The sequence below is a fragment of the Klebsiella sp. K4 genome (assembly GCF_014596785.2).
GTDB lineage: Bacteria > Pseudomonadota > Gammaproteobacteria > Enterobacterales > Enterobacteriaceae > Klebsiella > Klebsiella pneumoniae.
In genome coordinates this window covers 2,286,847-2,309,161 of sequence record NZ_CP115021.1, presented here as the reverse complement: position 1 = coordinate 2,309,161, position 22,315 = coordinate 2,286,847, and the positions used below count along the sequence as shown (strand labels likewise).

Annotated in this window: 24 protein-coding genes; 14 read left to right on the top strand and 10 right to left on the bottom strand. The window is 61.0% G+C overall.

Annotated elements, in window-relative coordinates; genetic code table 11:
• The first annotated feature begins 12 nt into the window (after positions 1–12).
• Positions 13–1,434 (top strand): FAD-binding oxidoreductase, encoded by a 1,422-nt coding sequence (locus IB144_RS11465; RefSeq protein WP_064153221.1) that lies wholly within the window; start codon positions 13–15, stop codon positions 1,432–1,434.
• A gap of 78 nt (positions 1,435–1,512) precedes the next feature.
• Positions 1,513–1,755, top strand: a complete 243-nt coding sequence (locus IB144_RS11460) for a hypothetical protein (protein WP_046654829.1) — start codon at positions 1,513–1,515, stop codon at positions 1,753–1,755.
• A gap of 164 nt (positions 1,756–1,919) precedes the next feature.
• Here the strand turns inward: IB144_RS11460 and IB144_RS11455 are convergent, their stop codons facing one another.
• The gene (locus IB144_RS11455) at positions 1,920–2,828 is read right to left on the bottom strand and encodes a DUF535 family protein (protein WP_004180248.1); all 909 of its coding nucleotides are present in this window, start codon (positions 2,826–2,828) and stop codon (positions 1,920–1,922) included.
• A 289-nt stretch (positions 2,829–3,117) separates the two neighbouring features.
• Here IB144_RS11455 and IB144_RS11450 point away from each other — a divergent pair, with 289 nt between their 5' ends.
• Positions 3,118–3,258: a hypothetical protein gene (locus IB144_RS11450; protein ID WP_002908189.1), complete on the top strand. Its 141-nt coding sequence runs from the start codon at positions 3,118–3,120 to the stop codon at positions 3,256–3,258.
• A 46-nt stretch (positions 3,259–3,304) separates the two neighbouring features.
• On the opposite strand, the gene IB144_RS11445 is transcribed toward IB144_RS11450, so the two are convergent.
• On the bottom strand, positions 3,305–4,195 hold the full coding sequence (locus tag IB144_RS11445; protein ID WP_004180250.1) for a LysR family transcriptional regulator: 891 nt from the start codon (positions 4,193–4,195) through the stop codon (positions 3,305–3,307).
• A gap of 140 nt (positions 4,196–4,335) precedes the next feature.
• On the opposite strand from IB144_RS11445, the gene IB144_RS11440 reads away from it, so the two are divergent.
• From IB144_RS11440 to IB144_RS11415, 6 genes are read left to right on the top strand one after another with little or no spacing between them, the layout of a single operon-like run.
• Complete coding sequence (locus tag IB144_RS11440) at positions 4,336–5,043, top strand: CoA transferase subunit A (RefSeq protein ID WP_004175762.1); 708 nt, start codon at positions 4,336–4,338, stop codon at positions 5,041–5,043.
• A 1-nt stretch (position 5,044) separates the two neighbouring features.
• Positions 5,045–5,701, top strand: coding sequence for a CoA transferase subunit B (locus IB144_RS11435; protein WP_002908192.1), 657 nt, complete (start codon positions 5,045–5,047; stop codon positions 5,699–5,701).
• Positions 5,702–5,710: 9 nt separating this feature from the next.
• Complete coding sequence (locus IB144_RS11430; RefSeq protein ID WP_046653970.1) at positions 5,711–6,892, top strand: acetyl-CoA C-acetyltransferase; 1,182 nt, start codon at positions 5,711–5,713, stop codon at positions 6,890–6,892.
• Positions 6,893–6,903: 11 nt separating this feature from the next.
• Positions 6,904–7,827 carry a 3-hydroxyacyl-CoA dehydrogenase family protein gene (locus tag IB144_RS11425; protein ID WP_046653968.1) on the top strand — a complete coding sequence of 308 codons (924 nt, stop codon included), beginning with the start codon at positions 6,904–6,906 and terminating at the stop codon, positions 7,825–7,827.
• A gap of 44 nt (positions 7,828–7,871) precedes the next feature.
• Positions 7,872–9,266 carry a GntP family permease gene (locus IB144_RS11420; RefSeq protein WP_202151170.1) on the top strand — a complete coding sequence of 465 codons (1,395 nt, stop codon included), beginning with the start codon at positions 7,872–7,874 and terminating at the stop codon, positions 9,264–9,266.
• 23 nt (positions 9,267–9,289) lie between these two features.
• Positions 9,290–10,060: a 3-hydroxybutyrate dehydrogenase gene (locus IB144_RS11415; protein ID WP_004189574.1), complete on the top strand. Its 771-nt coding sequence runs from the start codon at positions 9,290–9,292 to the stop codon at positions 10,058–10,060.
• Between the two features lie 19 nt (positions 10,061–10,079).
• Here the strand turns inward: IB144_RS11415 and IB144_RS11410 are convergent, their stop codons facing one another.
• Positions 10,080–10,952: a LysR family transcriptional regulator gene (locus IB144_RS11410; RefSeq protein ID WP_004145376.1), complete on the bottom strand. Its 873-nt coding sequence runs from the start codon at positions 10,950–10,952 to the stop codon at positions 10,080–10,082.
• A gap of 106 nt (positions 10,953–11,058) precedes the next feature.
• Here IB144_RS11410 and budA point away from each other — a divergent pair, with 106 nt between their 5' ends.
• The 5 genes from budA to IB144_RS11385 all read left to right on the top strand — a co-directional run bounded on the left by budA (position 11,059) and on the right by IB144_RS11385 (position 15,959).
• Positions 11,059–11,838, top strand: coding sequence for an acetolactate decarboxylase (budA, locus tag IB144_RS11405; RefSeq protein WP_032433164.1), 780 nt, complete (start codon positions 11,059–11,061; stop codon positions 11,836–11,838).
• 9 nt (positions 11,839–11,847) lie between these two features.
• The gene (gene alsS / locus IB144_RS11400) at positions 11,848–13,527 is read left to right on the top strand and encodes an acetolactate synthase AlsS (RefSeq protein ID WP_004175750.1); all 1,680 of its coding nucleotides are present in this window, start codon (positions 11,848–11,850) and stop codon (positions 13,525–13,527) included.
• 23 nt (positions 13,528–13,550) lie between these two features.
• Positions 13,551–14,321 carry a (S)-acetoin forming diacetyl reductase gene (locus tag IB144_RS11395; protein WP_004151179.1) on the top strand — a complete coding sequence of 257 codons (771 nt, stop codon included), beginning with the start codon at positions 13,551–13,553 and terminating at the stop codon, positions 14,319–14,321.
• A 304-nt stretch (positions 14,322–14,625) separates the two neighbouring features.
• Complete coding sequence (locus IB144_RS11390) at positions 14,626–15,189, top strand: GNAT family N-acetyltransferase (RefSeq protein WP_017879888.1); 564 nt, start codon at positions 14,626–14,628, stop codon at positions 15,187–15,189.
• Between the two features lie 221 nt (positions 15,190–15,410).
• Complete coding sequence (locus IB144_RS11385) at positions 15,411–15,959, top strand: hypothetical protein (protein ID WP_149358888.1); 549 nt, start codon at positions 15,411–15,413, stop codon at positions 15,957–15,959.
• A gap of 1,104 nt (positions 15,960–17,063) precedes the next feature.
• On the opposite strand, the gene ccmI is transcribed toward IB144_RS11385, so the two are convergent.
• From ccmI to IB144_RS11350, 7 genes are read right to left on the bottom strand one after another with little or no spacing between them, the layout of a single operon-like run.
• Positions 17,064–17,906 carry a c-type cytochrome biogenesis protein CcmI gene (gene ccmI / locus IB144_RS11380; protein ID WP_032424046.1) on the bottom strand — a complete coding sequence of 281 codons (843 nt, stop codon included), beginning with the start codon at positions 17,904–17,906 and terminating at the stop codon, positions 17,064–17,066.
• A complete protein-coding gene (locus IB144_RS11375) occupies positions 17,903–18,349 on the bottom strand; it encodes a cytochrome c-type biogenesis protein (RefSeq protein ID WP_074189265.1) in 447 nt (148 codons plus the stop codon). The genes ccmI and IB144_RS11375 overlap by 4 nt, the downstream gene beginning before the upstream one ends.
• An 11-nt stretch (positions 18,350–18,360) precedes the next feature.
• Positions 18,361–18,915, bottom strand: a complete 555-nt coding sequence (locus IB144_RS11370; RefSeq protein WP_046653962.1) for a DsbE family thiol:disulfide interchange protein — start codon at positions 18,913–18,915, stop codon at positions 18,361–18,363.
• Entirely contained in the window at positions 18,912–20,864 is a 1,953-nt protein-coding gene (locus IB144_RS11365) for a heme lyase CcmF/NrfE family subunit (RefSeq protein ID WP_065888656.1), read from the bottom strand. The genes IB144_RS11370 and IB144_RS11365 overlap by 4 nt, the downstream gene beginning before the upstream one ends.
• Positions 20,861–21,319 (bottom strand): cytochrome c maturation protein CcmE, encoded by a 459-nt coding sequence (gene ccmE, locus IB144_RS11360; RefSeq protein WP_004143391.1) that lies wholly within the window; start codon positions 21,317–21,319, stop codon positions 20,861–20,863. Before ccmE ends, IB144_RS11365 begins: the two co-directional genes overlap by 4 nt.
• Positions 21,303–21,533 carry a heme exporter protein CcmD gene (ccmD, locus tag IB144_RS11355; protein ID WP_004175730.1) on the bottom strand — a complete coding sequence of 77 codons (231 nt, stop codon included), beginning with the start codon at positions 21,531–21,533 and terminating at the stop codon, positions 21,303–21,305. The genes ccmE and ccmD overlap by 17 nt, the downstream gene beginning before the upstream one ends.
• Positions 21,530–22,267: a heme ABC transporter permease gene (locus IB144_RS11350; RefSeq protein WP_004189553.1), complete on the bottom strand. Its 738-nt coding sequence runs from the start codon at positions 22,265–22,267 to the stop codon at positions 21,530–21,532. The genes ccmD and IB144_RS11350 overlap by 4 nt, the downstream gene beginning before the upstream one ends.
• Positions 22,268–22,315: the final 48 nt, after the last annotated feature.

Below are 22,315 nucleotides of genomic sequence, written 5' to 3'. Positions count from 1 at the left end.
ACAGGAAAAAGAATGATGACTGATGAACAGCGTCAACACGCGGTCGCGGCGATCCAGCAGGCACTCCCGGCGCTGGAGTGGACCTTACAGCCGGCGAAGATCAAACGGCTCTCCCGCGATTTTCACTGGTTCAGTCCGCTACTCACCGAGCAACTGGCGGGGAAACAGGCGGACGCGGTGGTTCGCCCGCGCGATGAAGAGGAGCTGCGCCAGCTGGTCTGCGCCTGCGCGCAGCACCAGCTGCCGCTGACCCTGCGCGGCAGCGCCACCGGCAACTACGGACAGCTGGTCCCCCTCGAAGGCGGGCTGCTGGTGGATATGACCGGGCTCAACCAGATCGTCGCCCTCGGCAACGGCACAGTGAGGGCCCAGGCCGGCATTCGCCTGGCGGACATCGAAACCGCCGCCCGCCCGACGTGCTGGGAGCTGCGCTGTATGCCATCGACCTATCGACTGGCGAGCCTGGGCGGTCTCTACGGCGGCGGGTTCGGCGGTATCGGCTCCATCAACTATGGGCCGCTGGCGGCGCCCGGCAATGTGCTCAGCGTCAAAGTGATGACCGTCGAGCCGGTCCCCCGCGTGCTGACCGTCCCGGCTCCCGAAGCGCTGCTGCTGCATCACGCCTACGGCACCAACGGCATTATCCTCGAGGTTGAGCTGGCGCTGGCGCCTGCGCACCAGTGGATTGAACGTCTGGACGTGTTTGACGATTTCGCCGATGCGCTGAACTATGCCAACGCCTGCGTCCGCTCGCCGGGGCTGGTGAAGCGCCAGGTGGCGCTGCTGGCCACGCCGATCGCTGACTATTTTAGCCACCTCAACGATCGTTACCGCGCCGGGCAGCATGCGGTTATCAGCCTGATCGCCGAGGAGAGCGAAGGACTCTGCGCCAGCCTGTTACCGCGCCATCGCGGGAGCAACGCCATCCGGCAGGCCAGCGAGGAGGCCCGGACGCGCAACGGCTCGTTAATGGAATACTGCTGGAACCACACCACCCTGCATGCGCTCAAGGTGGACAATACGCTGACCTATCTGCAGACGGCGTTTGATCCGCTGCGCTATCCGCAGCAAATTTTACAGATGGAGCAGCACTTCGCCGGGGAGGTGATGTCCCATATTGAATTCCTGCGCGATATCGAGGGCAATCTCACCGCCAGCGGTCTGCAGCTGGTGCGCTATACCACGCCCGAACGTCTTAACGCCATCATGCAGATATTTCGCGACAACGACGTCAAGATTAACAACCCCCACGTGCTGCAGGTTGAGGACGGCAAACAGGGCGTGATTCGTCCCGACGTCGTGGCGGTGAAACAGTCTCTCGACCCGGCGGGATTACTTAACCCCGGCAAGCTGCGCGGCTGGGCGCTGCGCGACCAGCTGGAACTCGACAGCAACCCGCTGACGCGGGCCACCCGCGAACCCCCCGCGACCTGATCGCCCCCGCTCCGCGTGCGCGCTAACGCGGAGCGGGGCGACGCCGCCCGACCTTATCCTGCCACGGACAGTCCCGCCATATGGACGATAAGCCCTACCGCGGCGGCCATCGGCACCAGCCACAGCAGTATCCCGGCGCTGGTGCTGTTCGCCCTGATGGAATGGGGCCACCAGCACGTGCTGCATAGCGCGTCGCCTATTGCATTGGTGGACAGCGCCAGCGGCGAGACCGTCCATCCGGGGTTCGTCACCGCCAGCGGCAGCGTGGCGAGCCCCAGCGCGCTACAGATCGTCAAAGCCGGTACCCATGCCGAAACCTGAGGAATGTATTCCTGGCACTGCTTGCCGGACGCGCGGCCTCGCCATTTTCGACCGGCCACAAAAGCTCTGGGATAGGATGAAATCTGGCTGGAAACGCGCCAGTGAAGAAAGGATATCGTCAGACGGGCAGCAGCCCCTGCTGCCCGCCTGACGTGTGAGTGGCGTTAATTCACCCGCGCAGGCAAGGTAATTTGCTGCAGGGCATTCGCCATATTAATCTGAATCAGCTCTTTAAGACCTTCGCGCTTAATAAACTGGCTCCGGTGCTTACTTTTCACCTCTTCAATACTCTTTTTGATCTCTTGCGCCGGCAGTTTATACCAGCCGCGAGCCTGTTTCTCACCGCCCATTTCCAGCCACAGCGATGAATAACTGGCTTTCACCAGATCGCTTTTCACGTGGTAATCAGAATCGATGGCGTAGACCGTGGAGATGTTGAAATATCGCAGCAAACCATACAGCACGCTCATGATGATATTTTTCGGCCGCGCGCCATGCAGCTCTTTAGTAAGCACCTTCACTTCGTCATTGGTGATATCTTTCCCGCCCTGGATGCCGCCGATATAAGCGCGGCCATCGTCGGTGCAGGAAAAACAGACGCTATAGACGCGCCGGTCGCCAAGAAACAGCTGCAGCATCAGCTCCCCTTCCTCCTGAAACGGCGAGGCCAGCAGCTTAACATCAAGCTTATCGCCATTTTTCAAGGGAATAGAAAACATCTCGCGGCCAAAATCCGCGACATTGTAGAGCTGCGGCAGGACATCAGGGTGAAACGTTTTCTCGATGAAATTCAGTGAACCATGGGCAATATCCAGTTTGCGTCGTTTTGACAGCCGTTTATTGAGATACGCTTTAAACGGTTTATCCTCAAAAGGCACCAGTCCTTTGGTCACCGCGGTCAACCGCGCGCACTGATATTTCGCACAAAGTCCTTGATATTCTCTGTATTTACCTCCTGCGAGCGAGAGCTCTCTGCATTTTCGTAAAATTTTTTTATAGCTTATTTTGACCTGACCGATCACTTTATTATGTTTACGCCATTCTTTGATGGCGCCTGCAACAGTATGTTCCATTGATTAAGATCCATAGATTCATCCATAATCGCGGCCATATTAACATAAAAGCGTTTCGTCAACGCTTAATTACTCCTTCGTTGTCCTTTCATTTAATATTTAGGCAGGAAATTATCCTGGCGACGTTATTTGTCGTTAAACTTATTCTGTCAACGATGAATTATGGTAGGTAACGCCCTCCGCTCAGCGACTTAACGCTCTGTGCCTTCGGCGCGAAGCGCGGCTACATCCGCTGGCGGTTATGCCCTATACTTGACCCTGATTCAAAACCAGCAACGATAGGTAACTTATGGAAATTGATCTCGACAACCTGGTCTTCAGCGGCCTGGATGAAGCGGAAGAGCGCAACGCGGAGCGTCTGGAAGAAGCGGACAAAAAAGCCCAGGCGATCGTTGCCGACGACGACTGCGGCGACGCCTGCAAAATCTGATTGTCAAACCGGCCAGCAGGCCGGTTTTTTTTTGACGCCCACACCTTCAGGTGGGTAAAAACCCTTTCAGCGTATCCAGCAGCGCCTGCGCCGCCTTCGACAGCGGCAGATGTCCGGCATGGATCGCGCCGACGCACTTCTCAATCGGCGGATCGCTGAGCGGGATGCAGACGGCGCCCAACGATGCCATCTGCGTTTTACACAGCGCCGGCACCGCGCTGCCCCCCAGGCCGCTGGCCACCATCCTCCCCACCGTCACCAGCTGATGACTCTCCAGCGCCACGTCCAGCTGACGTCCGCTGCGCGCCAGCGCCTCCTCCAGCATCAGGCGTACCGCCGAGGGGCGCTGCAGGGTAATAAAGTCGAGGGTCAACAGCTCCTGCCAGGAGAGCTGCTTTTTCTTCGCCAGCGGGGATTGTTGGGGAACGATCGCCACGAAGCGGTCCACCGCCAGCGGGGTAAACAGCAGGTTGTGGTTGGGCGATGGCTCGAAAGCGATGCCCATCTCCACCCGCCCCTCGCGCACCATCTCGATCACCTGCTCATTAATCACGTCATGCACCGTAACGTTCACCCCGGCATAGCGGTCGCGGAAGGCTTTCAGCGCCTCCGGCAGAACGTTGGCGGCAAACGACGGCATCGCGGCGACCGAAATTTTACCCCGCTGCAGGGTAAAGCTCTGACGCATGGCCTCCTCGACGTTATCCCAGTCGGCCAGCAGCTGACGGGCCATCGGCAGAAAGAGTTCCCCCTCCTGGGTGAGGGTCACTTTGCGGGTGCTGCGCTGCAGCAGCGCGCCGCCCAGCGCCTCCTCCAACCCTTTGATGGTCAGGCTGAGAGCTGGCTGCGACAGATTCAGCCTTTCGCTGGCGTGGGCGAAATTCAGAGTGTGAGCTACCGCTAAAAACGCGCGTAACTGTTTGACACTCATTCTCATTTTTCATCCTGTTAACTAATTGAAAAAAATTAGTTAACAGGAAATTAATTAAAATTCCAAATGAGTGAGTCACAAATTCAAAATTATCAAATCAGTCGCCTGCGCCAATGATAAGGCTATCGCAAGGCAGGAGAGATAAGATGGCAGGACTGGATAAACGCGTCGCCAGTTACGAAGCGGCGCTGGAAGGGTTAACGGACGGCATGACGCTGCTCGCCGGCGGCTTCGGCCTGTGCGGCATTCCCGAGAACTTGATCGCCGAGGTGCAGCGTCGCCAGGTGCAGGGGCTGACGGTGGTCTCCAACAACTGCGGGGTCGACGGTTTCGGTCTCGGCATGCTGCTGGAGTCGCGCCAGGTCAGCAAGGTGGTGGCCTCTTACGTCGGGGAAAACGCGCTGTTTGAACAGCTGGTGCTGAGCGGCGAGCTGGCGGTAGAACTCACCCCGCAGGGAACGCTGGCGGAAAAAATCCGCGCCGGCGGCGCCGGCATCCCCGGCTTTTACACCGCCACCGGGTATGGCACCCCGGTCGCCGAAGGCAAAGAGGTGCGCCAGTTCGACGGCCGACACTACATCCTTGAAGAGGCGATCCGCGGCGATTTCGCGCTGGTCAAAGGCTGGAAAGCCGACTGGTACGGCAACGTGGTCTATCGCCACACCGCGCAGAATTTCAACCCGCTGATGGCCACCGCCGGGCGCATTACGGTGGTGGAGGTGGAAGAGATTGTGCCACCGGGCGAACTGCCCCCCTCCGCCATCCATACTCCGGGGATCTATGTCGACCGGCTGATCGTCGGGCAATTCGAAAAACGTATTGAACAGCGCACCCTGCGCGCCGGAGGGCACTGAGATGCTGACCCGTGAACAAATGGCGATGCGCGTCGCCCAGGAGCTGCGCGACGGCGACTACGTCAACCTCGGGATCGGTATCCCGACGCTGGTGGCCAACTACATTCCCGCCGGCATTGAAGTGATGCTCCAGTCGGAGAACGGCCTGCTGGGGATGGGCGAATTTCCCGATGAGGAAACCATCGACGCCGACATGATTAACGCCGGTAAACAAACCGTCACCGCGCAAACCGGGGCGGCGATCTTCGATTCCGCCCAGTCGTTCGCCATGATCCGCGGCGGCCACGTCGACCTGACCGTTCTTGGCGCCTTTGAGGTCGACGTCGCGGGCAACATCGCCTCATGGATGATCCCTGGAAAAATGGTCAAGGGGATGGGCGGCGCCATGGACCTGGTGGCCGGCGCGCAGAACATCATCGTGGTGATGACCCACGCCTCAAAAAACGGCGAATCCAAACTGCTGCCGCAGTGCACCCTGCCCCTCACCGGCGTGGGCTGTATTCGCCGGGTACTCACCGATCTGGCCCTGCTGGAGATTGTCGACGGCGCGTTTGTCCTGCGCGAAGTGGCCCCGGGGGTCAGCCCCGACGAGGTGATACGTAAAACGGCGGGACGGCTGATCGTCGCTGACGACGTGCGCGAAATGCGCTTCAGTTAAGGAGAGACCATGACCGATATTGCCATTGTTGCTGCAGTACGCACCCCGGTAGGCAGCTTTCGCGGCGCCTTCGCCCCTCTTTCCGCCATCGACCTCGGCGCAGCGGTGGTGCGCGGCCTGCTTGAACGCTGCCAGCTGCCCGCCGCAGCGGTCGACGAACTAATTTTCGGCCAGGTGCTTACCGCCGGCTGCGGGCAAAACCCGGCGCGCCAGACCGCGCTGCGGGCCGGCCTGCCGGTCGACACTCCGGCGGTCACCGTCAATCTGGTGTGCGGCTCCGGACTGAAAGCGGTTCAGCAGGCGGTGCAGGCGATCCGCTGCGGCGACGCCGGGATCGTTATCGCCGGCGGCCAGGAGAGCATGAGCAATGCTCCCTATCTGATGCATGGCGCCCGCGACGGCCTGCGTTTCGGCCACGCCAGCCTGCAGGACAGCATGATCCAGGACGGCCTGTGGGACGCCTTTAACGACTACCACATGGGCATTACCGCCGAGAACCTCGCCGACGCCTTCGACATCAGCCGCGAGCGCCAGGACGCCTTCGCCGCCAGCTCCCAGCGCAAAGCGGCGGCTGCTATCGCCGCCGGGCGCTTTCGTGAGGAGATCGTTCCGGTCAGCGTCCCGCAGGGCAAAAAGCCGCCGCGATTCGTGACTGACGATGAGCAACCGCGCCCGGAGACCAGCGAGCAGCAGCTGGCCCAGCTGCGCCCGGCGTTTCGCCCGGCTGACGGCAGCGTCACCGCCGGGAATGCCTCGTCGCTGAACGACGGCGCCGCGGCGGTCCTGCTGATGCGCGTCGATAAAGCGCGCGAGCTTGGGCTGCCGGTGCTGGCGCGCATTGTCAGCTCAGCGGTCGCCGGGGTCGACCCGTCGGTGATGGGCATCGGCCCGGTGAGCGCCTGCCGCCAGGCGCTGCAGCGCGCCGGCTGGACGCTGGACGAGGTGGACCTTATCGAAGCCAACGAGGCTTTTGCCGTCCAGGCGCTGGCCGTCGGTCAGCTGCTTGAGTGGGATAGCGAGAAGGTCAACGTCAACGGCGGCGCCATCGCCCTGGGCCATCCCATCGGCGCCTCCGGCTGCCGGATCCTCGTCAGCCTGGTGCATGAGATGCAGCGCCGGGGCGCCAGCAAAGGGCTGGCAACCCTGTGCGTCGGCGGCGGCCAGGGCATCGCCATGACTCTACAACGTTAACAGGAGCCACTATGTTTACACCACGCCTGGCGGTACTCGGCGCGGGACTGATGGGCGTCGGTATCGCCTGCCATTTCGCCCGTCACGGTCACGCCGTCCGCCTGTATGACACCGAACCGCAGCGTCTCGCCGAGGTTCCGGCGGTGGCCAGCGCCATCCTGTGCGAGCTGGAGGCCAGCGGTCAACAGGATCCCGCCGACCGCGACGCGGTGCTGGCCCGTCTGACCCCCACCCCGACGCTGAATGCCCTGGCCGATGCCACGCTACTGATTGAAGCGATCCCCGAACGGCTGGCGCTGAAGCACGCCCTGTACGCCGAGCTGGAAACGCTGATCGCCGACGAGGCGATTATCGCCAGCAACACCAGCGGCCTGCCGCCGGATCGGCTGGCGCAGGGCATGCGCCTCCCGGAACGGCTACTGATCGCTCATTTCTGGCATCCGCCGCACCTGATCCCGCTGGTGGAAGTGGTGCCCGGGAGCGCCACGCTGCCTCATCTGGCGCGCGAGGTGAGCGGCTTTTGCGCCGCCTGCGCGCTGGAGGCGGTGGTGCTCAACCGCGCCGCGCCGGGCTTTGTCGGCAACCGGCTGCAGTTCGCCCTGCTGCGCGAAGCACTGCATATCGTCCACAGCGGCATCGCTTCCCCGGAGGTGGTGGACCAGGTGATGCGCGCCTCGCTGGGCCGCCGCTATGCGATGGTCGGCCCGCTGGAGGCTGCGGACATGACCGGCCTGGCGACGGTCCAGGATATCTGCCAGCACCTGCTGCCGGAGCTGGCCAGCGGCACGGAGATGATGTCGCTGGTGGCGGAGAAAGTGGCGCGAGGCGACACCGGCGCCCGCAGCGGGCAAGGCTTTTACCGCTGGGACGAGGCCCGGCACCAGCGCATCCAGTCGCGCCGGGAACACCAGCTGCGCTTCGCCCTGAAACCCTAGTATCGCGTTCTGTACCCCTACAATAACAATGAGAGTGAGACGTCGTGATGAGTGTGATAATAGCCCTGGCCGCGCTGGCGTTACTGATGCTGGCAGCCTACCGTGGATACAGCGTGATCCTCTTTGCGCCGATCGCCGCCCTCGGCGCGGTGCTGCTCACCGACCCGGGCGCGGTCGGCCCGGCCTTTACCGGCCTGTTTATGGAAAAAATGGTCGGCTTTGTGAAGCTCTATTTCCCGGTGTTTCTGCTGGGCGCGGTATTCGGCAAGCTGATTGAGCTGTCGGGATTCTCTCGTTCGATTGTCGCCGCCGCCATCCGCATCCTTGGGCGCCGCCACGCGATCCCGGTGATCGTGCTGGTGTGCGCCCTGCTGACCTACGGCGGGGTGTCGCTGTTTGTGGTGGCCTTTGCCGTCTACCCTTTCGCCGCCGAACTATTTCGCCAGAGCGGGATCCCCAAACGGCTGATCCCCGCCACCGTCGCCCTCGGGGCATTCTCGTTTACCATGGACGCCCTGCCCGGCACGCCGCAGATCCAGAATATTATTCCCACCAGCTTCTTCGGCACCAACGCCTGGGCGGCCCCCTGGCTGGGGCTTATCGGCTCGCTGTTCATTATCATCTTCGGTTTGCTGTGGCTGGAGCGTCAGCGCCGCAAAGCGCAGGCCCGCGGCGAAGGCTATGGGACCGACCTGCAAAATGAGCCGGAGACCCCGGATGACATCGATCTGCCGCATCCGCTAATCGCTATCGCCCCGTTGTTGCTGGTGGGGGTGCTGAATTTGCTGTTCACCCACTGGATCCCGCAGTGGTACGGCGCCAGCCATGAGCTCAACCTGCCGGGCCTGGCGAAGCCTGTCGTCACCGAAGTGGGGAAAATCACCGCCATCTGGGCGGTGCAGGCGGCGCTGCTCTCCGGCATTGTGCTGGTGCTGGTTTGCGGCTATCGCAATATCCGCGGCCGGCTGGCGGAGGGAAGTCGGACGGCGGTGGGCGGGGCTATTCTCGCGGCGATGAACACCGCCTCTGAGTATGGCTTCGGCGCGGTTATCGCCGCCCTGCCGGGTTTCCTGGTGCTGTCAAAAGCCCTCGCGGCCATTCCCAATCCGCTGTTAAACGAGGCGATCAGCGTCACGGTGCTGGCCGGGATCACCGGCTCGGCCTCCGGGGGGATGAACATCGCCCTGGCGGCGATGTCCGAGACCTTTGTCGCCGCCGCCCACGCCGCCAATATTCCGCTCGAGGTCCTGCACCGTGTCGCCGCCATGGCCAGCGGCGGCATGGACACCCTGCCGCACAACGGGGCGGTGATCACCCTGCTGGCGATCACCGGCCTGAGCCATCGCCAGGCCTACGGCGGCATTTTCGCCATCACGGTGATCAAAAGCCTCGCGGTACTGTTTGTCATTGCCACGTTCTATGTGACCGGCATTGTCTGATACCAGATTGAAGGAGTAATAAAATGAACTTACACGGTAAAACGGCGCTGGTCACCGGCTCCACCAGCGGCATCGGTTTAGGGATCGCCAAAGTGCTGGCGCAGGCAGGCGCCCAGCTGGTGCTCAATGGCTTCGGCGACAGCAGCCACGCCCGGGCTGAAGTCGCCGCGCTGGGCAAGATCCCCGGCTATCACGACGCCGACCTGCGCGACGTCGGGCAAATCGAGGCGATGATGCACTATGCCGAAAGCACCTTCGGCGGCGTCGATATCGTGATCAATAACGCCGGCATCCAGCACGTGGCCCCGGTGGAGCAGTTCCCGGTGGACAAATGGAACGATATTCTCGCCATCAATCTCTCCAGCGTCTTCCACACCACCCGCCTGGCGCTGCCGGGTATGCGCCAGCGCAACTGGGGGCGCATCATCAATATTGCCTCAGTGCATGGCCTGGTGGCGTCGAAAGAGAAATCGGCCTACGTCGCCGCCAAGCACGCGGTGGTCGGGCTGACCAAAACCGTGGCCCTGGAAACCGCGCGTAGCGGCATCACCTGCAACGCCATCTGCCCTGGCTGGGTGCTAACCCCGCTGGTGCAGCAGCAGATCGATAAGCGCATCGCCGAGGGGGTCGACCCGGAGCAGGCCAGCGCCCAGCTGCTGGCGGAAAAACAGCCCTCCGGGGAGTTTGTCACCCCGCAGCAGCTGGGCGAAATGGCGCTGTTTCTGTGCAGCGATGCCGCCGCCCAGGTGCGCGGCGCCGCATGGAACATGGATGGCGGCTGGGTGGCGCAGTAAGACGCTGGCGCCGCGAAGATCAGAACATCGCCAGAAAGCGTTTCACCGTACGCGAGCGCTCGAAGCGCCGCCAGGCGATGGCGATATCGGTCTTCAGCGGCGCCCCGCTAAGCGGGTGATAGCTGACGTTCGGCTGCTGGATGCAGGTCATCGACTGCGGAACCAGCGCGAAGCCGAAGCCAGCATTGACCATGCTCAGCGACGACGAAATTTGCGACGACTGCCAGGCGCGCTCCATATCGATCCCGGCGCGCAGGCAACTGTTATACACCAGCTCATACAGCCCGGGGGCCACCTCCCGCGGGAAGAGGATCGGCGCCACGTCGCGCAGCTGCTCCAGGGCCAGGGTCGGCTGCGTCGCCAGCGGGTTATCGCGCGGCAGCGCGATAACCATCGGCTCCTCATCGATAATCCGCAGATTAAAGGCTTTACTGCTCTCGCACGGCAGGCGGACGAAGGCGATATCCAGCTCGGCCTCGCTCAGGGCGGTCATCAGATTGGCCATATTGTCTTCCATCTGGTGCAGGGTCACCCCGGGGTGGTCGAGCTGAAAACGGTGCAGCAGCGTGAAGATTTGCGGATGGAAAGCATCAGAACTGGTAATGCCTAGCGACAGGCTGCCGTTCATCCCGCGCGCAATGCCCTTGGCCTTCTCCAGCGCCGCATCGCTCATGGCGAGGATCTGGCGGGCATCCTCATAGAAAGACTCTCCCGCTTCCGTCAGCTCCACCCCGCGGGTTAAACGCCGGAACAGCGGGGTCCCCACTTCGCGCTCAAGCCGCTGAATTTGCTGACTTAACGGAGGCTGTGAAATACCCAGCTCCTTGGCGGCCTGGGTGAAGTGCCGCGTCCTGGCGACGGCGACAAAATAGCGAAGATAACGAAGTTCCATATCGAAAACGTCTCAAACCAGCATGGTTTCTATATTGGAACTGTGAGCTGAATCGGGTCAACATTTATTTAACCTTTCTTATATTTGTTGAACGAGGAAGTGGTATATGAATCATTCTGCTGAATGCACCTGCGAAGAGAGTCTATGCGAAACCCTACGGGCGTTTTCCGCGCAGCATCCCGAGAGCGTGCTCTATCAGACATCGCTCATGAGCGCCCTGCTGAGCGGGGTTTACGAAGGCAGCACCACCATCGCGGACCTGCTGAAACACGGCGATTTCGGCCTCGGCACCTTTAATGAGCTGGACGGGGAGCTGATCGCCTTCAGCAGTCAGGTCTATCAGCTGCGCGCCGACGGCAGCGCGCGCAAAGCCCAGCCGGAGCAGAAAACGCCGTTCGCGGTGATGACCTGGTTCCAGCCGCAGTACCGGAAAACCTTTGACCATCCGGTGAGCCGCCAGCAGCTGCACGCGGTGATCGACCAGCAAATCCCCTCTGACAACCTGTTCTGCGCCCTGCGCATCGACGGCCATTTCCGCCATGCCCATACCCGCACCGTGCCGCGCCAGACGCCGCCGTACCGGGCGATGACCGACGTCCTCGACGATCAGCCGGTGTTCCGCTTTAACCAGCGCGAAGGGGTGCTGGTCGGCTTCCGGACCCCGCAGCATATGCAGGGGATCAACGTCGCCGGGTATCACGAGCACTTTATTACCGATGACCGCAAAGGCGGCGGTCACCTGCTGGATTACCAGCTCGACCACGGGGTGCTGACCTTCGGCGAAATTCACAAGCTGATGATCGACCTGCCCGCCGACAGCGCGTTCCTGCAGGCTAATCTGCATCCCGATAATCTCGATGCCGCCATCCGTTCCGTAGAAAGTTAAGGGGGTCACATGGACAAACAGTATCCGGTACGCCAGTGGGCGCACGGCGCCGATCTCGTCGTCAGTCAGCTGGAAGCTCAGGGAGTACGCCAGGTGTTCGGCATCCCCGGCGCCAAAATCGACAAGGTCTTTGATTCACTGCTGGATTCCTCCATTCGCATTATTCCGGTACGCCACGAAGCCAACGCCGCATTTATGGCCGCCGCCGTCGGACGCATTACCGGCAAAGCGGGCGTGGCGCTGGTCACCTCCGGTCCGGGCTGTTCCAACCTGATCACCGGCATGGCCACCGCGAACAGCGAAGGCGACCCGGTGGTGGCCCTGGGCGGCGCGGTAAAACGCGCCGATAAAGCGAAGCAGGTCCACCAGAGTATGGATACGGTGGCGATGTTCAGCCCGGTCACCAAATACGCCGTCGAGGTGACGGCGCCGGATGCGCTGGCGGAAGTGGTCTCCAACGCCTTCCGCGCCGCCGAGCAGGGCCGGCCGGGCAGCGCGTTCGTTAGCCTGCCGCAGGATGTGGTCGATGGCCCGGTCAGCGGCAAAGTGCTGCCGGCCAGCGGGGCCCCGCAGATGGGCGCCGCGCCGGATGATGCCATCGACCAGGTGGCGAAGCTTATCGCCCAGGCGAAGAACCCGATCTTCCTGCTCGGCCTGATGGCCAGCCAGCCGGAAAACAGCAAGGCGCTGCGCCGTTTGCTGGAGACCAGCCATATTCCAGTCACCAGCACCTATCAGGCCGCCGGAGCGGTGAATCAGGATAACTTCTCTCGCTTCGCCGGCCGGGTTGGGCTGTTTAACAACCAGGCCGGGGACCGTCTGCTGCAGCTCGCCGACCTGGTGATCTGCATCGGCTACAGCCCGGTGGAATACGAACCGGCGATGTGGAACAGCGGCAACGCGACGCTGGTGCACATCGACGTGCTGCCCGCCTATGAAGAGCGCAACTACACCCCGGATGTCGAGCTGGTGGGCGATATCGCCGGCACTCTCAACAAGCTGGCGCAAAATATCGATCATCGGCTGGTGCTCTCCCCGCAGGCGGCGGAGATCCTCCGCGACCGCCAGCACCAGCGCGAGCTGCTGGACCGCCGCGGCGCGCAGCTCAACCAGTTTGCCCTGCATCCCCTGCGCATCGTTCGCGCCATGCAGGATATCGTCAACAGCGACGTCACGTTGACCGTGGACATGGGCAGCTTCCATATCTGGATTGCCCGCTACCTGTACAGCTTCCGCGCCCGTCAGGTGATGATCTCCAACGGCCAGCAGACCATGGGCGTCGCCCTGCCCTGGGCTATCGGCGCCTGGCTGGTCAATCCTGAGCGCAAAGTGGTCTCCGTCTCCGGCGACGGCGGCTTCCTGCAGTCGAGCATGGAGCTGGAGACCGCCGTCCGCCTGAAAGCCAACGTGCTGCATCTTATCTGGGTCGATAACGGCTACAACATGGTCGCTATCCAGGAAGAGAAAAAATATCAGCGCCTGTCCGGCGTCGAGTTTGGGCCGATGGATTTTAAAGCCTATGCCGAATCCTTCGGCGCGAAAGGGTTTGCCGTGGAAAGCGCCGAGGCGCTGGAGCCGACCCTGCGCGCGGCGATGGACGTCGACGGCCCGGCGGTAGTGGCCATCCCGGTGGATTATCGCGATAACCCGCTGCTGATGGGCCAGCTGCATCTGAGTCAGATTCTGTAAGTCATCACAATAAGGAAAGAAAAATGAAAAAAGTCGCACTTGTTACCGGCGCCGGCCAGGGGATTGGTAAAGCTATCGCCCTTCGTCTGGTGAAGGATGGATTTGCCGTGGCCATTGCCGATTATAACGACGCCACCGCCAAAGCGGTCGCCTCCGAAATCAACCAGGCCGGCGGCCGCGCCATGGCGGTGAAAGTGGATGTTTCTGACCGCGACCAGGTATTTGCCGCCGTCGAACAGGCGCGCAAAACGCTGGGCGGCTTCGACGTCATCGTCAACAACGCCGGCGTGGCGCCGTCCACGCCGATCGAGTCCATTACCCCGGAGATTGTCGACAAAGTCTACAACATCAACGTCAAAGGGGTGATCTGGGGCATCCAGGCGGCGGTCGAGGCCTTTAAGAAAGAGGGTCACGGCGGGAAAATCATCAACGCCTGTTCCCAGGCCGGCCACGTCGGTAACCCGGAGCTGGCGGTGTATAGCTCGAGTAAATTCGCCGTACGCGGCTTAACCCAGACCGCCGCTCGCGACCTCGCGCCGCTGGGCATCACGGTCAACGGCTACTGCCCGGGGATTGTCAAAACGCCAATGTGGGCCGAAATTGACCGCCAGGTGTCCGAAGCCGCCGGTAAACCGCTGGGCTACGGTACCGCCGAGTTCGCCAAACGCATCACTCTCGGTCGTCTGTCCGAGCCGGAAGATGTCGCCGCCTGCGTCTCCTATCTTGCCAGCCCGGATTCTGATTACATGACCGGTCAGTCGTTGCTGATCGACGGCGGGATGGTATTTAACTAATAAAAAATAAGCTCTGACATGGCTTGCCCCTGCTTTCGCGCAGGGGCTTTTTTTGGTTTGGGTGTGAGCTTCGTGCAAAACACAGCAACGATATTTGAAAGTCTCTGGCGTTGTCACTTACGCTTCGGCACAACGTGGCAATCTGGCTGGGATGAAAGTATGCTTTGAGCGAAGAGCTACCTGTCACTGTGTGCGATTGAATATTTTATCACACGAGCATAACAACCCTATTGAGAAATCTGGATCTAACATCTATATATCAGCAATATACTCCACTTTATAAACCGTAGATCAGGAGATTACTTTGCAACCAGATCGCTCAAGACTTTATCTTCGCCGCGTAAACGCATCAGATATAGATGATCTCTTCAGGATTTATGGCGACCCTGCAACAAATACGTTCAATCCAGCAGGCCCGTATCCCGATATTAGTCACGCACGTAATGTAATGGCCCGCTGGCTTAACCACTGGGAGAATTATAGGTTCGGAAACTGGGCTATCTCACTGAAAGAGAATCCCGATAGAATTATCGGTTTTGGAGGGCTTAGCATTATCAGTTATGACGATACACCGATAATGAACCTGGGGTATCGTTTCTCTACAGAATCATGGGGGAAAGGTCTGGCGACAGAGTTCGCTAAATATGCGGTCGGGTACGGGTTTGATGTTTTAAAACTGGCTGAGATTTCTGCGGTAGTAAGACCAAACCATCTGGCATCCCAAAAGATCCTGACGAAAGCAGGTCTCCGGTTTTCACGAAATATTCATGACGTGAAAAATGAGCCCGCAAGCATGCTTTTTACTGTGACTCTGGATGAGTGGAACAACGCGCTAAGTAGGGGAACTACCCCACCCATTGATCATTAGAGTTCATGCGTAACGCCCGCTGCTGACGCGGATCGGACGAGCGACTGAGTTGTAGGTCCGCTATGAGCGAAGAAAGGACGTTTGCAGTCGCTCTCATTCTGATGACAGCGGCACCCATGTCTGTCTAAGATTATCGTCAAGGGTTGTTCTGTTATCATAACGAGCACATACTTTAGCTATACAAACGGATAAAATTAAATAAGGGACTTAAGAGGATGAACATGAGAGTGATTATTATTCTATTGTTATCCATTGCTCTTTCTGGCTGTGATTTTTTTAAAACGGATTTTACTGTGGAGGAAGCTGGTAAGCGAGCCACCTTAGGTGAGTTACAAATAAAAGTGGGAGATCTGCGCAATGGTGACATCGATATAATTGACGGTTCCAATGTCTATGTTACATATACAAATAAATATGGAACTCAAATTATGAAGAAAATTTTTATAACTATGAAAGATGGTATTAAACCCAATGATATTATGCACATACCAATTCCGGATTTTGGTTATACACTAGGTGATATACATATCTGTTTTTATTACAAGGAGGGGGTTAATGAGAGGATGATATATGAAGTTTTTCTACCAATATATGAATATAACGAATTCCGAATGAGCGCAACAAAGGGTTTCAAATTTTATAGAAATAACAATGAAATGTTATATAAACAGCCGTTTGAATTCTATGTAAAACCAAACCTTAAGCTTGATGGTCTACATGGATTCATTAACAAAGATTTCCCTATTGGATCAGGTTTGTCCTCTGTATAAATGTTCAACGAAACTAAAACCATGGAAATGGATTTTTGTGGAGGCACAAAAAACGCTGTATGAATCGCCATGGCTTAGGCAGCCATTTTTCGATATGCAGATAATCTCCTCCTTCCACTTTGGACACACAGCAGACATGAAATTCTGGAATAGCATTCGTACACTTACAACATCGAGAAGCTTTTGAAAGCCGCGTCAGCGGCATGACAGCGCCAGCAGAGAAAAACCCGGATGGCGGCGCATGGCGCCTTATCCGGGCTACGCTCTGGTGCCGTATTTTTGCCGGGTGGCAGCTACGCCTTACCCGGCCCGGTGATTTGGCACTCAATTCGCGCCCTTCGTAGGCCCGCGCAAGCGTAGCGCCGCCGGGCAAGGGCAGCGGGTGCGGAGCCGGTTTTGTGCCGGGTGGCGGCTGCGACTTACCCGGCCTACGGTCCGTGCGCCTTGTCGTTAATTTATTCACCATTGTTGCTGAAACTGCCGGTGTTGCGGCCTCAACATCGCTGAGACGTTCCCGGAAGGCCGGGGCAGCCCGCATGGATGCGGGCTGAGGGCCGTGTTTTGCACGGACGCTGCCTCGGCCCGACCCGAAGCCTGCAGGGATAAGTCGAAGGGACCGCGTAGCGGCGATTTTGCTGGCCGGAGCCCGGGGGTACAGGGGGCGGCGGCGACTGGCCGCCCCCTGTGCGCTCCCTGCGCCATGCCAGGCATAACGCAGAAGATTAACCGGGAGCGCAAAATACGCTGAAGCCACAGATAACATAAAAGACTTCCCGGCAGTGCTTTCCCTCACCCAGGCCTTCTTCCGGAGGGAGAGAGAACCGTACGGCATTCGTTGCCGTTCCATGACGCTCCCTGCGCCACGGAGAACCAGGTACAGCACCACGAAGCGGGAGCACAGAGTACGCTGAAGTCACGCGTGAGAAACGCATTCCCGGGCTGAGAACCAGGAAAACCGATAACCGTCTCCGGCAAGAAATCAGGCTCCGAGCCCAACATGTTGCCGGGTGGCGCTTCGCTTACCCGGCCTACAAAGGCTACCCGCGATTTGGCGCTCTATTCGCGCCCTTCGTAGGCCCGCGCAAGCGTAGCGCCGCCGGGCAGTTATTGCGCCTGCTGCTGCGCCTGCGCCAGCTGGCGGACGATCGCCTCGCGCCGCGCATCCCCTTCCGGTAGCCGGGCCAGCAACGCCTGCAGGGCCGCCACGGCCTCGGGGTAATCTTCATTGCGCACCGCGCTCAGGGCCAGCATCTCAAGCACCGGCAGGCTGTTCGGCTGCCGCTGATGCAGGTCACGCAGCAGCAGCTCGCCCATCCGAACCTGACCGCTATCCCCCGCCCGCACCAGCGCGCTGGCGTAATCGAAAGCCGCCGCCGGGTCATCCCCCGACAGAGCATGCGCCCGGCCAAAGGCGCCGATCGCCGTCTCGCCATCGTTTAACAACAGGCCCAGCCGCCCAAGCAGCTGCCAGCCGGCGAGGTCGTTCGGGGTATCCTGCAGGTGGCTGCGCAGGCCAAGCCGCAGCTCCGCCAGCTCATCCATTCGCAGCGGCGCCGCCGTCGGGTCCTTAACCTGCTGCAACAGCGCAGGAAAATGTCGTTCAGCCTGCTGCCAGAGCAGCACCTGACCAATATCGCTGGTTTTCAGATACAGGCCCAGACTCAGGACCACCAGCAGCAGCGCGCCCGGAAGCAGCGCCCAGCGGCGTAGCGGCCGTTCGCCAGGCTGTGCCTGGGGCGGAATATCCGTCAGCAGGGTGCGCTGCAGTTCGACGACCAGCGCCGGGTTGTCCTCGCCGCGCTCCTGCGCCAGCTCCTGCAGGCGCGACTGGTACAGGGCGCGGTTGAGGGCATCGCGGTCTACCGCCCCTTTGCCCGACCACGGGAAGTACAGCAGCCCCAGCGCGCCAGCCAGCAACAGCCCGGCGATAACTACCAACAGGCTCATCGTTCTTTTCCTTCTTGCAATAATGCCGCCAGCCGCTGGCGCTCTTCGGCGCTGAGCGCCGCGTCAGGAATGTCGCGACGGCGGGCGCGGGCGATAATCACTCCCGCGCCCGCCAGCACGAACAACCCCGGCCCCAGCCACAGCAGCACCGTGCCCGCGGTCAGCGGCGGCTCGTAGCTGACAAAATGACCATAGCGGGCCACCATATAGTCAACGATCTGCCCTTTCGTTTTCCCCTGCTGCATCAGCTCGTACACCTTCTGCCGCATATCAGCGGCAATCATCGCGTTTGAGTCGGCGATGTTGTTGTTCTGGCATTTAGGGCAGCGCAGTTGGGAGGTGATCTCGCGGAAGGCCTGCTCCTGGGCCTCATCCTTAAACTGCCAGGTATCGATGGCGGCCCACGTCTGGCCGGTCAGCATCAGGGCCAGCAGGATGACTATTACACGTCTCATCAGCCCGCCCTCCGGTTGTATTGATCCCACAGCGGCTGGAGCTCCTCGCGCCACACCCGTTCGTTCAGGTCGCCGGCGTGCCGCCAGCGGATAATGCCCTGACCGTCGATGAGAAACGTCTCCGGCGCGCCATAGACCCCGAGATCCAGGCCAAGCATGCCGTTGCCGTCGTAGAGGCTCAGCCTGTAGGGATTACCCAGGCGCTGCAGCCAGCTCATCGCCTTCTGGCGATCGTCTTTGTAGTTCATCCCCACCACCCGCACGCCCTGCTGCGCCAGGCCGTTGAGAAACTGATGCTCGGCGCGACAGGTTGGACACCAGGTGGCCCAGACGTTGAGCAGCAGCGGCTTGCCGTCAATCAGCGTCCGTCGGTCCAGCGTCTGACCGGGGGTATTCAGCCCTTCAAGGCGAAATTCCGGCAGCGGTTTGCCAATCAGCGCCGACTCGAGGGTCGTCGGGTCATCGCCCTCGGCGTTGCGCATCAGTTGCCAGAACAGCGCGGCGGCCAGCGCCAGAAACAGCACCAGCGGGATAAACAGTAGCTTCCGGTTCACGAGGCCTCCTGCAGCTTCTTACGCATCCGGTAGCGCGGATCGAGCATGCAGCACAGACCGCCGAGGGCCATCAGCACCCCGCCGTACCAGATCCAGCGAACGAACGGTTTATAGTACAGACGCACCGCCCAGCTGCCGTCGCTCAGCTCTTCCCCCAGCGCGGCGTACAGATCGCGGGTCAGCCCGCCGCTGATCGCCGCCTCGGTCATCATCATCCGGCTGGCGGTGTAAAAGCGCTTCTCGGCATACAGCGTCGCTTCCGGGCGGCCGTTGCGGGTCACGGCAATAATGCCTTCGCCGCCGGTCCAGTTGGGGCCGACGATATTGCGCACACCGTTAAACACAAAGTGATAGCGGTGGATATCGATGCTGTCGCCGGGGCGCATCCGTACATCGCGCTCCACGCTGTAGTTCTGGCTGAAGGTGATGCCGATAACGGTCACCGCCACGCCGACGTGGCCGAGCACCATCCCCCACTGGCTGCGGGTCAGAGTGCGCAGGCCGCGCCAGAAGCCGTGGCGATGGGTGGCCCGTTCGTGAACCTCCATCAGGGCGAAGATCAGCACCCACAGGGCCATCATCAGGCCTATGACCGCCATGGCGGTGATACGGTCCTGCAGCAGCCACGGCAGCGCCAGAGAAAGTGACAACGTCACCAGCAGAGCGATAATCAGGCGCTTAATCTGCCTGGCGACGTCATCGCGCCGCCAGCGGATCAGCGGTCCCAGCCCCAGCAGCAGCGCAAACGGCGCCATCAGGGCGGTGAACATGGTGTTAAAGAACGGCTCGCCGATGGAGATGCTGCCGAGGCCCAGCTCTTTATGCACCAGCGGCAGCAGCGTTCCGAGGAGCACCACCAGCATCGCGGCCATTAGCAAAATATTGTTGCCAAGCAGGAACGACTCGCGCGACCAAAGCGTATGTTCCACCCGCGCCCGCACCCGGCCGCCCTTCAGGGCGTACAGCAGCAGCGATCCGCCGATGGCGACAATCAGCAGTACCAGAATAAACAGCCCGCGCGACGGATCCGAGGCGAAGGCATGCACCGAAACCAGCACCCCGGAGCGCACCAGGAAGGTGCCCAGCAGGCACAGGGAGAAGGCGGCGATGGCCAGCAGCACCGTCCAGGCGCGGAAGCTGCCCCGCTTTTCGGTCACCGCCAGGGAGTGCAGCAGCGCGGTTCCCACCAGCCACGGCATAAACGAGGCGTTTTCCACCGGGTCCCAGAACCACCAGCCGCCCCAGCCCAGTTCGTAGTATGCCCACGCCGAGCCCAGCACGATGCCGAGGGTGAGGAACATCCATGCCGCCTGGGTCCAGGGACGCGACCAGCGCGCCCAGGCAGTATCCAGCCGGCCCGCCAGCAGCGAGGCGATGGCGAAGGCGAAAGCCACCGAGAAGCCGACGTAACCCATATAGAGGATCGGCGGATGGAAAATCATGCCGATATCCTGCAGTAGCGGATTGAGGTCGCGACCATCAATGGGGTACTGCGGCAGGCCGCGGCTGAACGGATTGGAGGTGAAGAGGATAAACAGCAGGAAACCAAAGGCGATCATACCCATCACCGCCAGCACCCGGGCGACGGCGTCGAGCGGCATCCGGCGGCTGAAGATGGCGACGGCGAAGGTCCAGACGCTGAGCAGCAGAACCCACAGCAGCAGCGAGCCCTCGTGCGCCCCCCAGGCCGCCGCTACCCGATACCACACCGGCAGCGCGCTGTTGGAGTTTTCCGCCACATAGCGGACGGTAAAGTCATTGACCACAAAGGCGTGCACCAGCAGCAGGAAGGCGCCGCCGATACAGGCGAATAGCCCCCAGGCCAGCGGCCGTGCCAGGGCCATCAGCCGCCGATCCTGCCGCGCCGCGCCCCACAGGGGATAGACGCTCAGGAGCAGCGCCAGCCCCGCCGCCAGACACAATAAAAAGTTGCCCAGTTCCGGCATCATGGCTGCGCCCCCGTTTTCTCCGGCGTCATGGCGTTTTTCACCTCCGGCGGCGTGTAATTTTCATCATGTTTGGCCAGCACCTGCTGGGCGGTAATATGCCGCTCGCCGTCCAGTACGCCCTGGGCCACCACGCCCTGCCCTTCACGAAACAGGTCCGGCAGAATGCCCTTATAGCTGACGTCCACCACCCCGCGGGCGTCATACAGCTTAAAGCGCACGTCGAGGGTTTGCGGGTCGCGCTGCAGGGAGCCCGGCTGAACGTAGCCTCCCACCCGCAGCCGCTGACCGGTATGGGGCAGCGCCCGGGTTTCCGTTTTGCCGTAGATAATTTCCCCCGGGGTGTAGAACAGATCGATATTGCTGCTCAGGGCGTACAGCGTCAGGCTGACGGTTAGCCCGAGGCCGGCGAGCACCGCCAGCACGATATACAGCCGGGTTTTACGACGCGCTTGCATCCGCGGCCTCCTTATCATGTTCGCGGGCGGCAGCGATCCGCCGCTCGCGCGCCTGCTGGCGTCGTACCTCATGGAACAGCGCCCGCCGCGCCCACAGGGTATGCACCGTCAGCAGGCCAAAAGCGGCGACGGTCACGGCCACCGCCAGCCAGACGTACAGGGCATAGCCGCCCATATTCAGGAAGGCGGCGAAAGACGAAAAGGCGGGGCTCATCGGGCGGCTCCTTTATTCACCAGCGCCACCACCCACGGTCGACGGCGCTCCAGTTGCAGGATCAGGTTACGCAGGCGCATCAGGGTCAGGGTGACCGACAGCGTGAGGAAGGCAAAGATGCAGATCCGCAGCGGCAGACGCATGCTTGGGTCGATGGTTTGCTGCAGGTTGGTCGAGCCCTGGTGCAGGGTGTTCCACCAGTAGACCGAGTAATGAATGATGGGCAGATTGACCACCCCGACCAGCACGAGGATCCCCGCCGCGCGCCCGGCCAGCCGCCGGTCGTCAAAGGCGTGCCACAGGGCGATGACCCCGGCATACAGAAACAGCAGCACCAGCTCTGAGGTCAGGCGGGCGTCCCAGATCCACCAGGTCCCCCACATCGGCTTGCCCCATGCCGCGCCGCTGACCAGCGCCACCAGGGTGCAGACCGCCCCCACCGGCGCCAGGGCGGCGATCGCCAGATCGGCCATTTTGATCTGCCAGACCACCCCGACGAAGGCCGCGACGGCCATCGCCAGGTACAGCCCCATCGACCACATCGCCGTCGGAACGTGAAGGTACATGATCCGGTAGCTTTCCCCCTGCTGATAGTCCGCGGGGGCGAAGCCAAAGCCCCACCCCAGGCCGATGACCAGCAACAGCGCGCTCAACGCCGCCAGCCAGGGGATCCAGCATCCGCACAGGCGGTACAGCCGCTCGGGGATCGCCAGTTGATGTAACGCTTTCCACATAGACGCTTACTCACACGGTTATGATGGCCGCGCCCGCAGGCGCAGCGA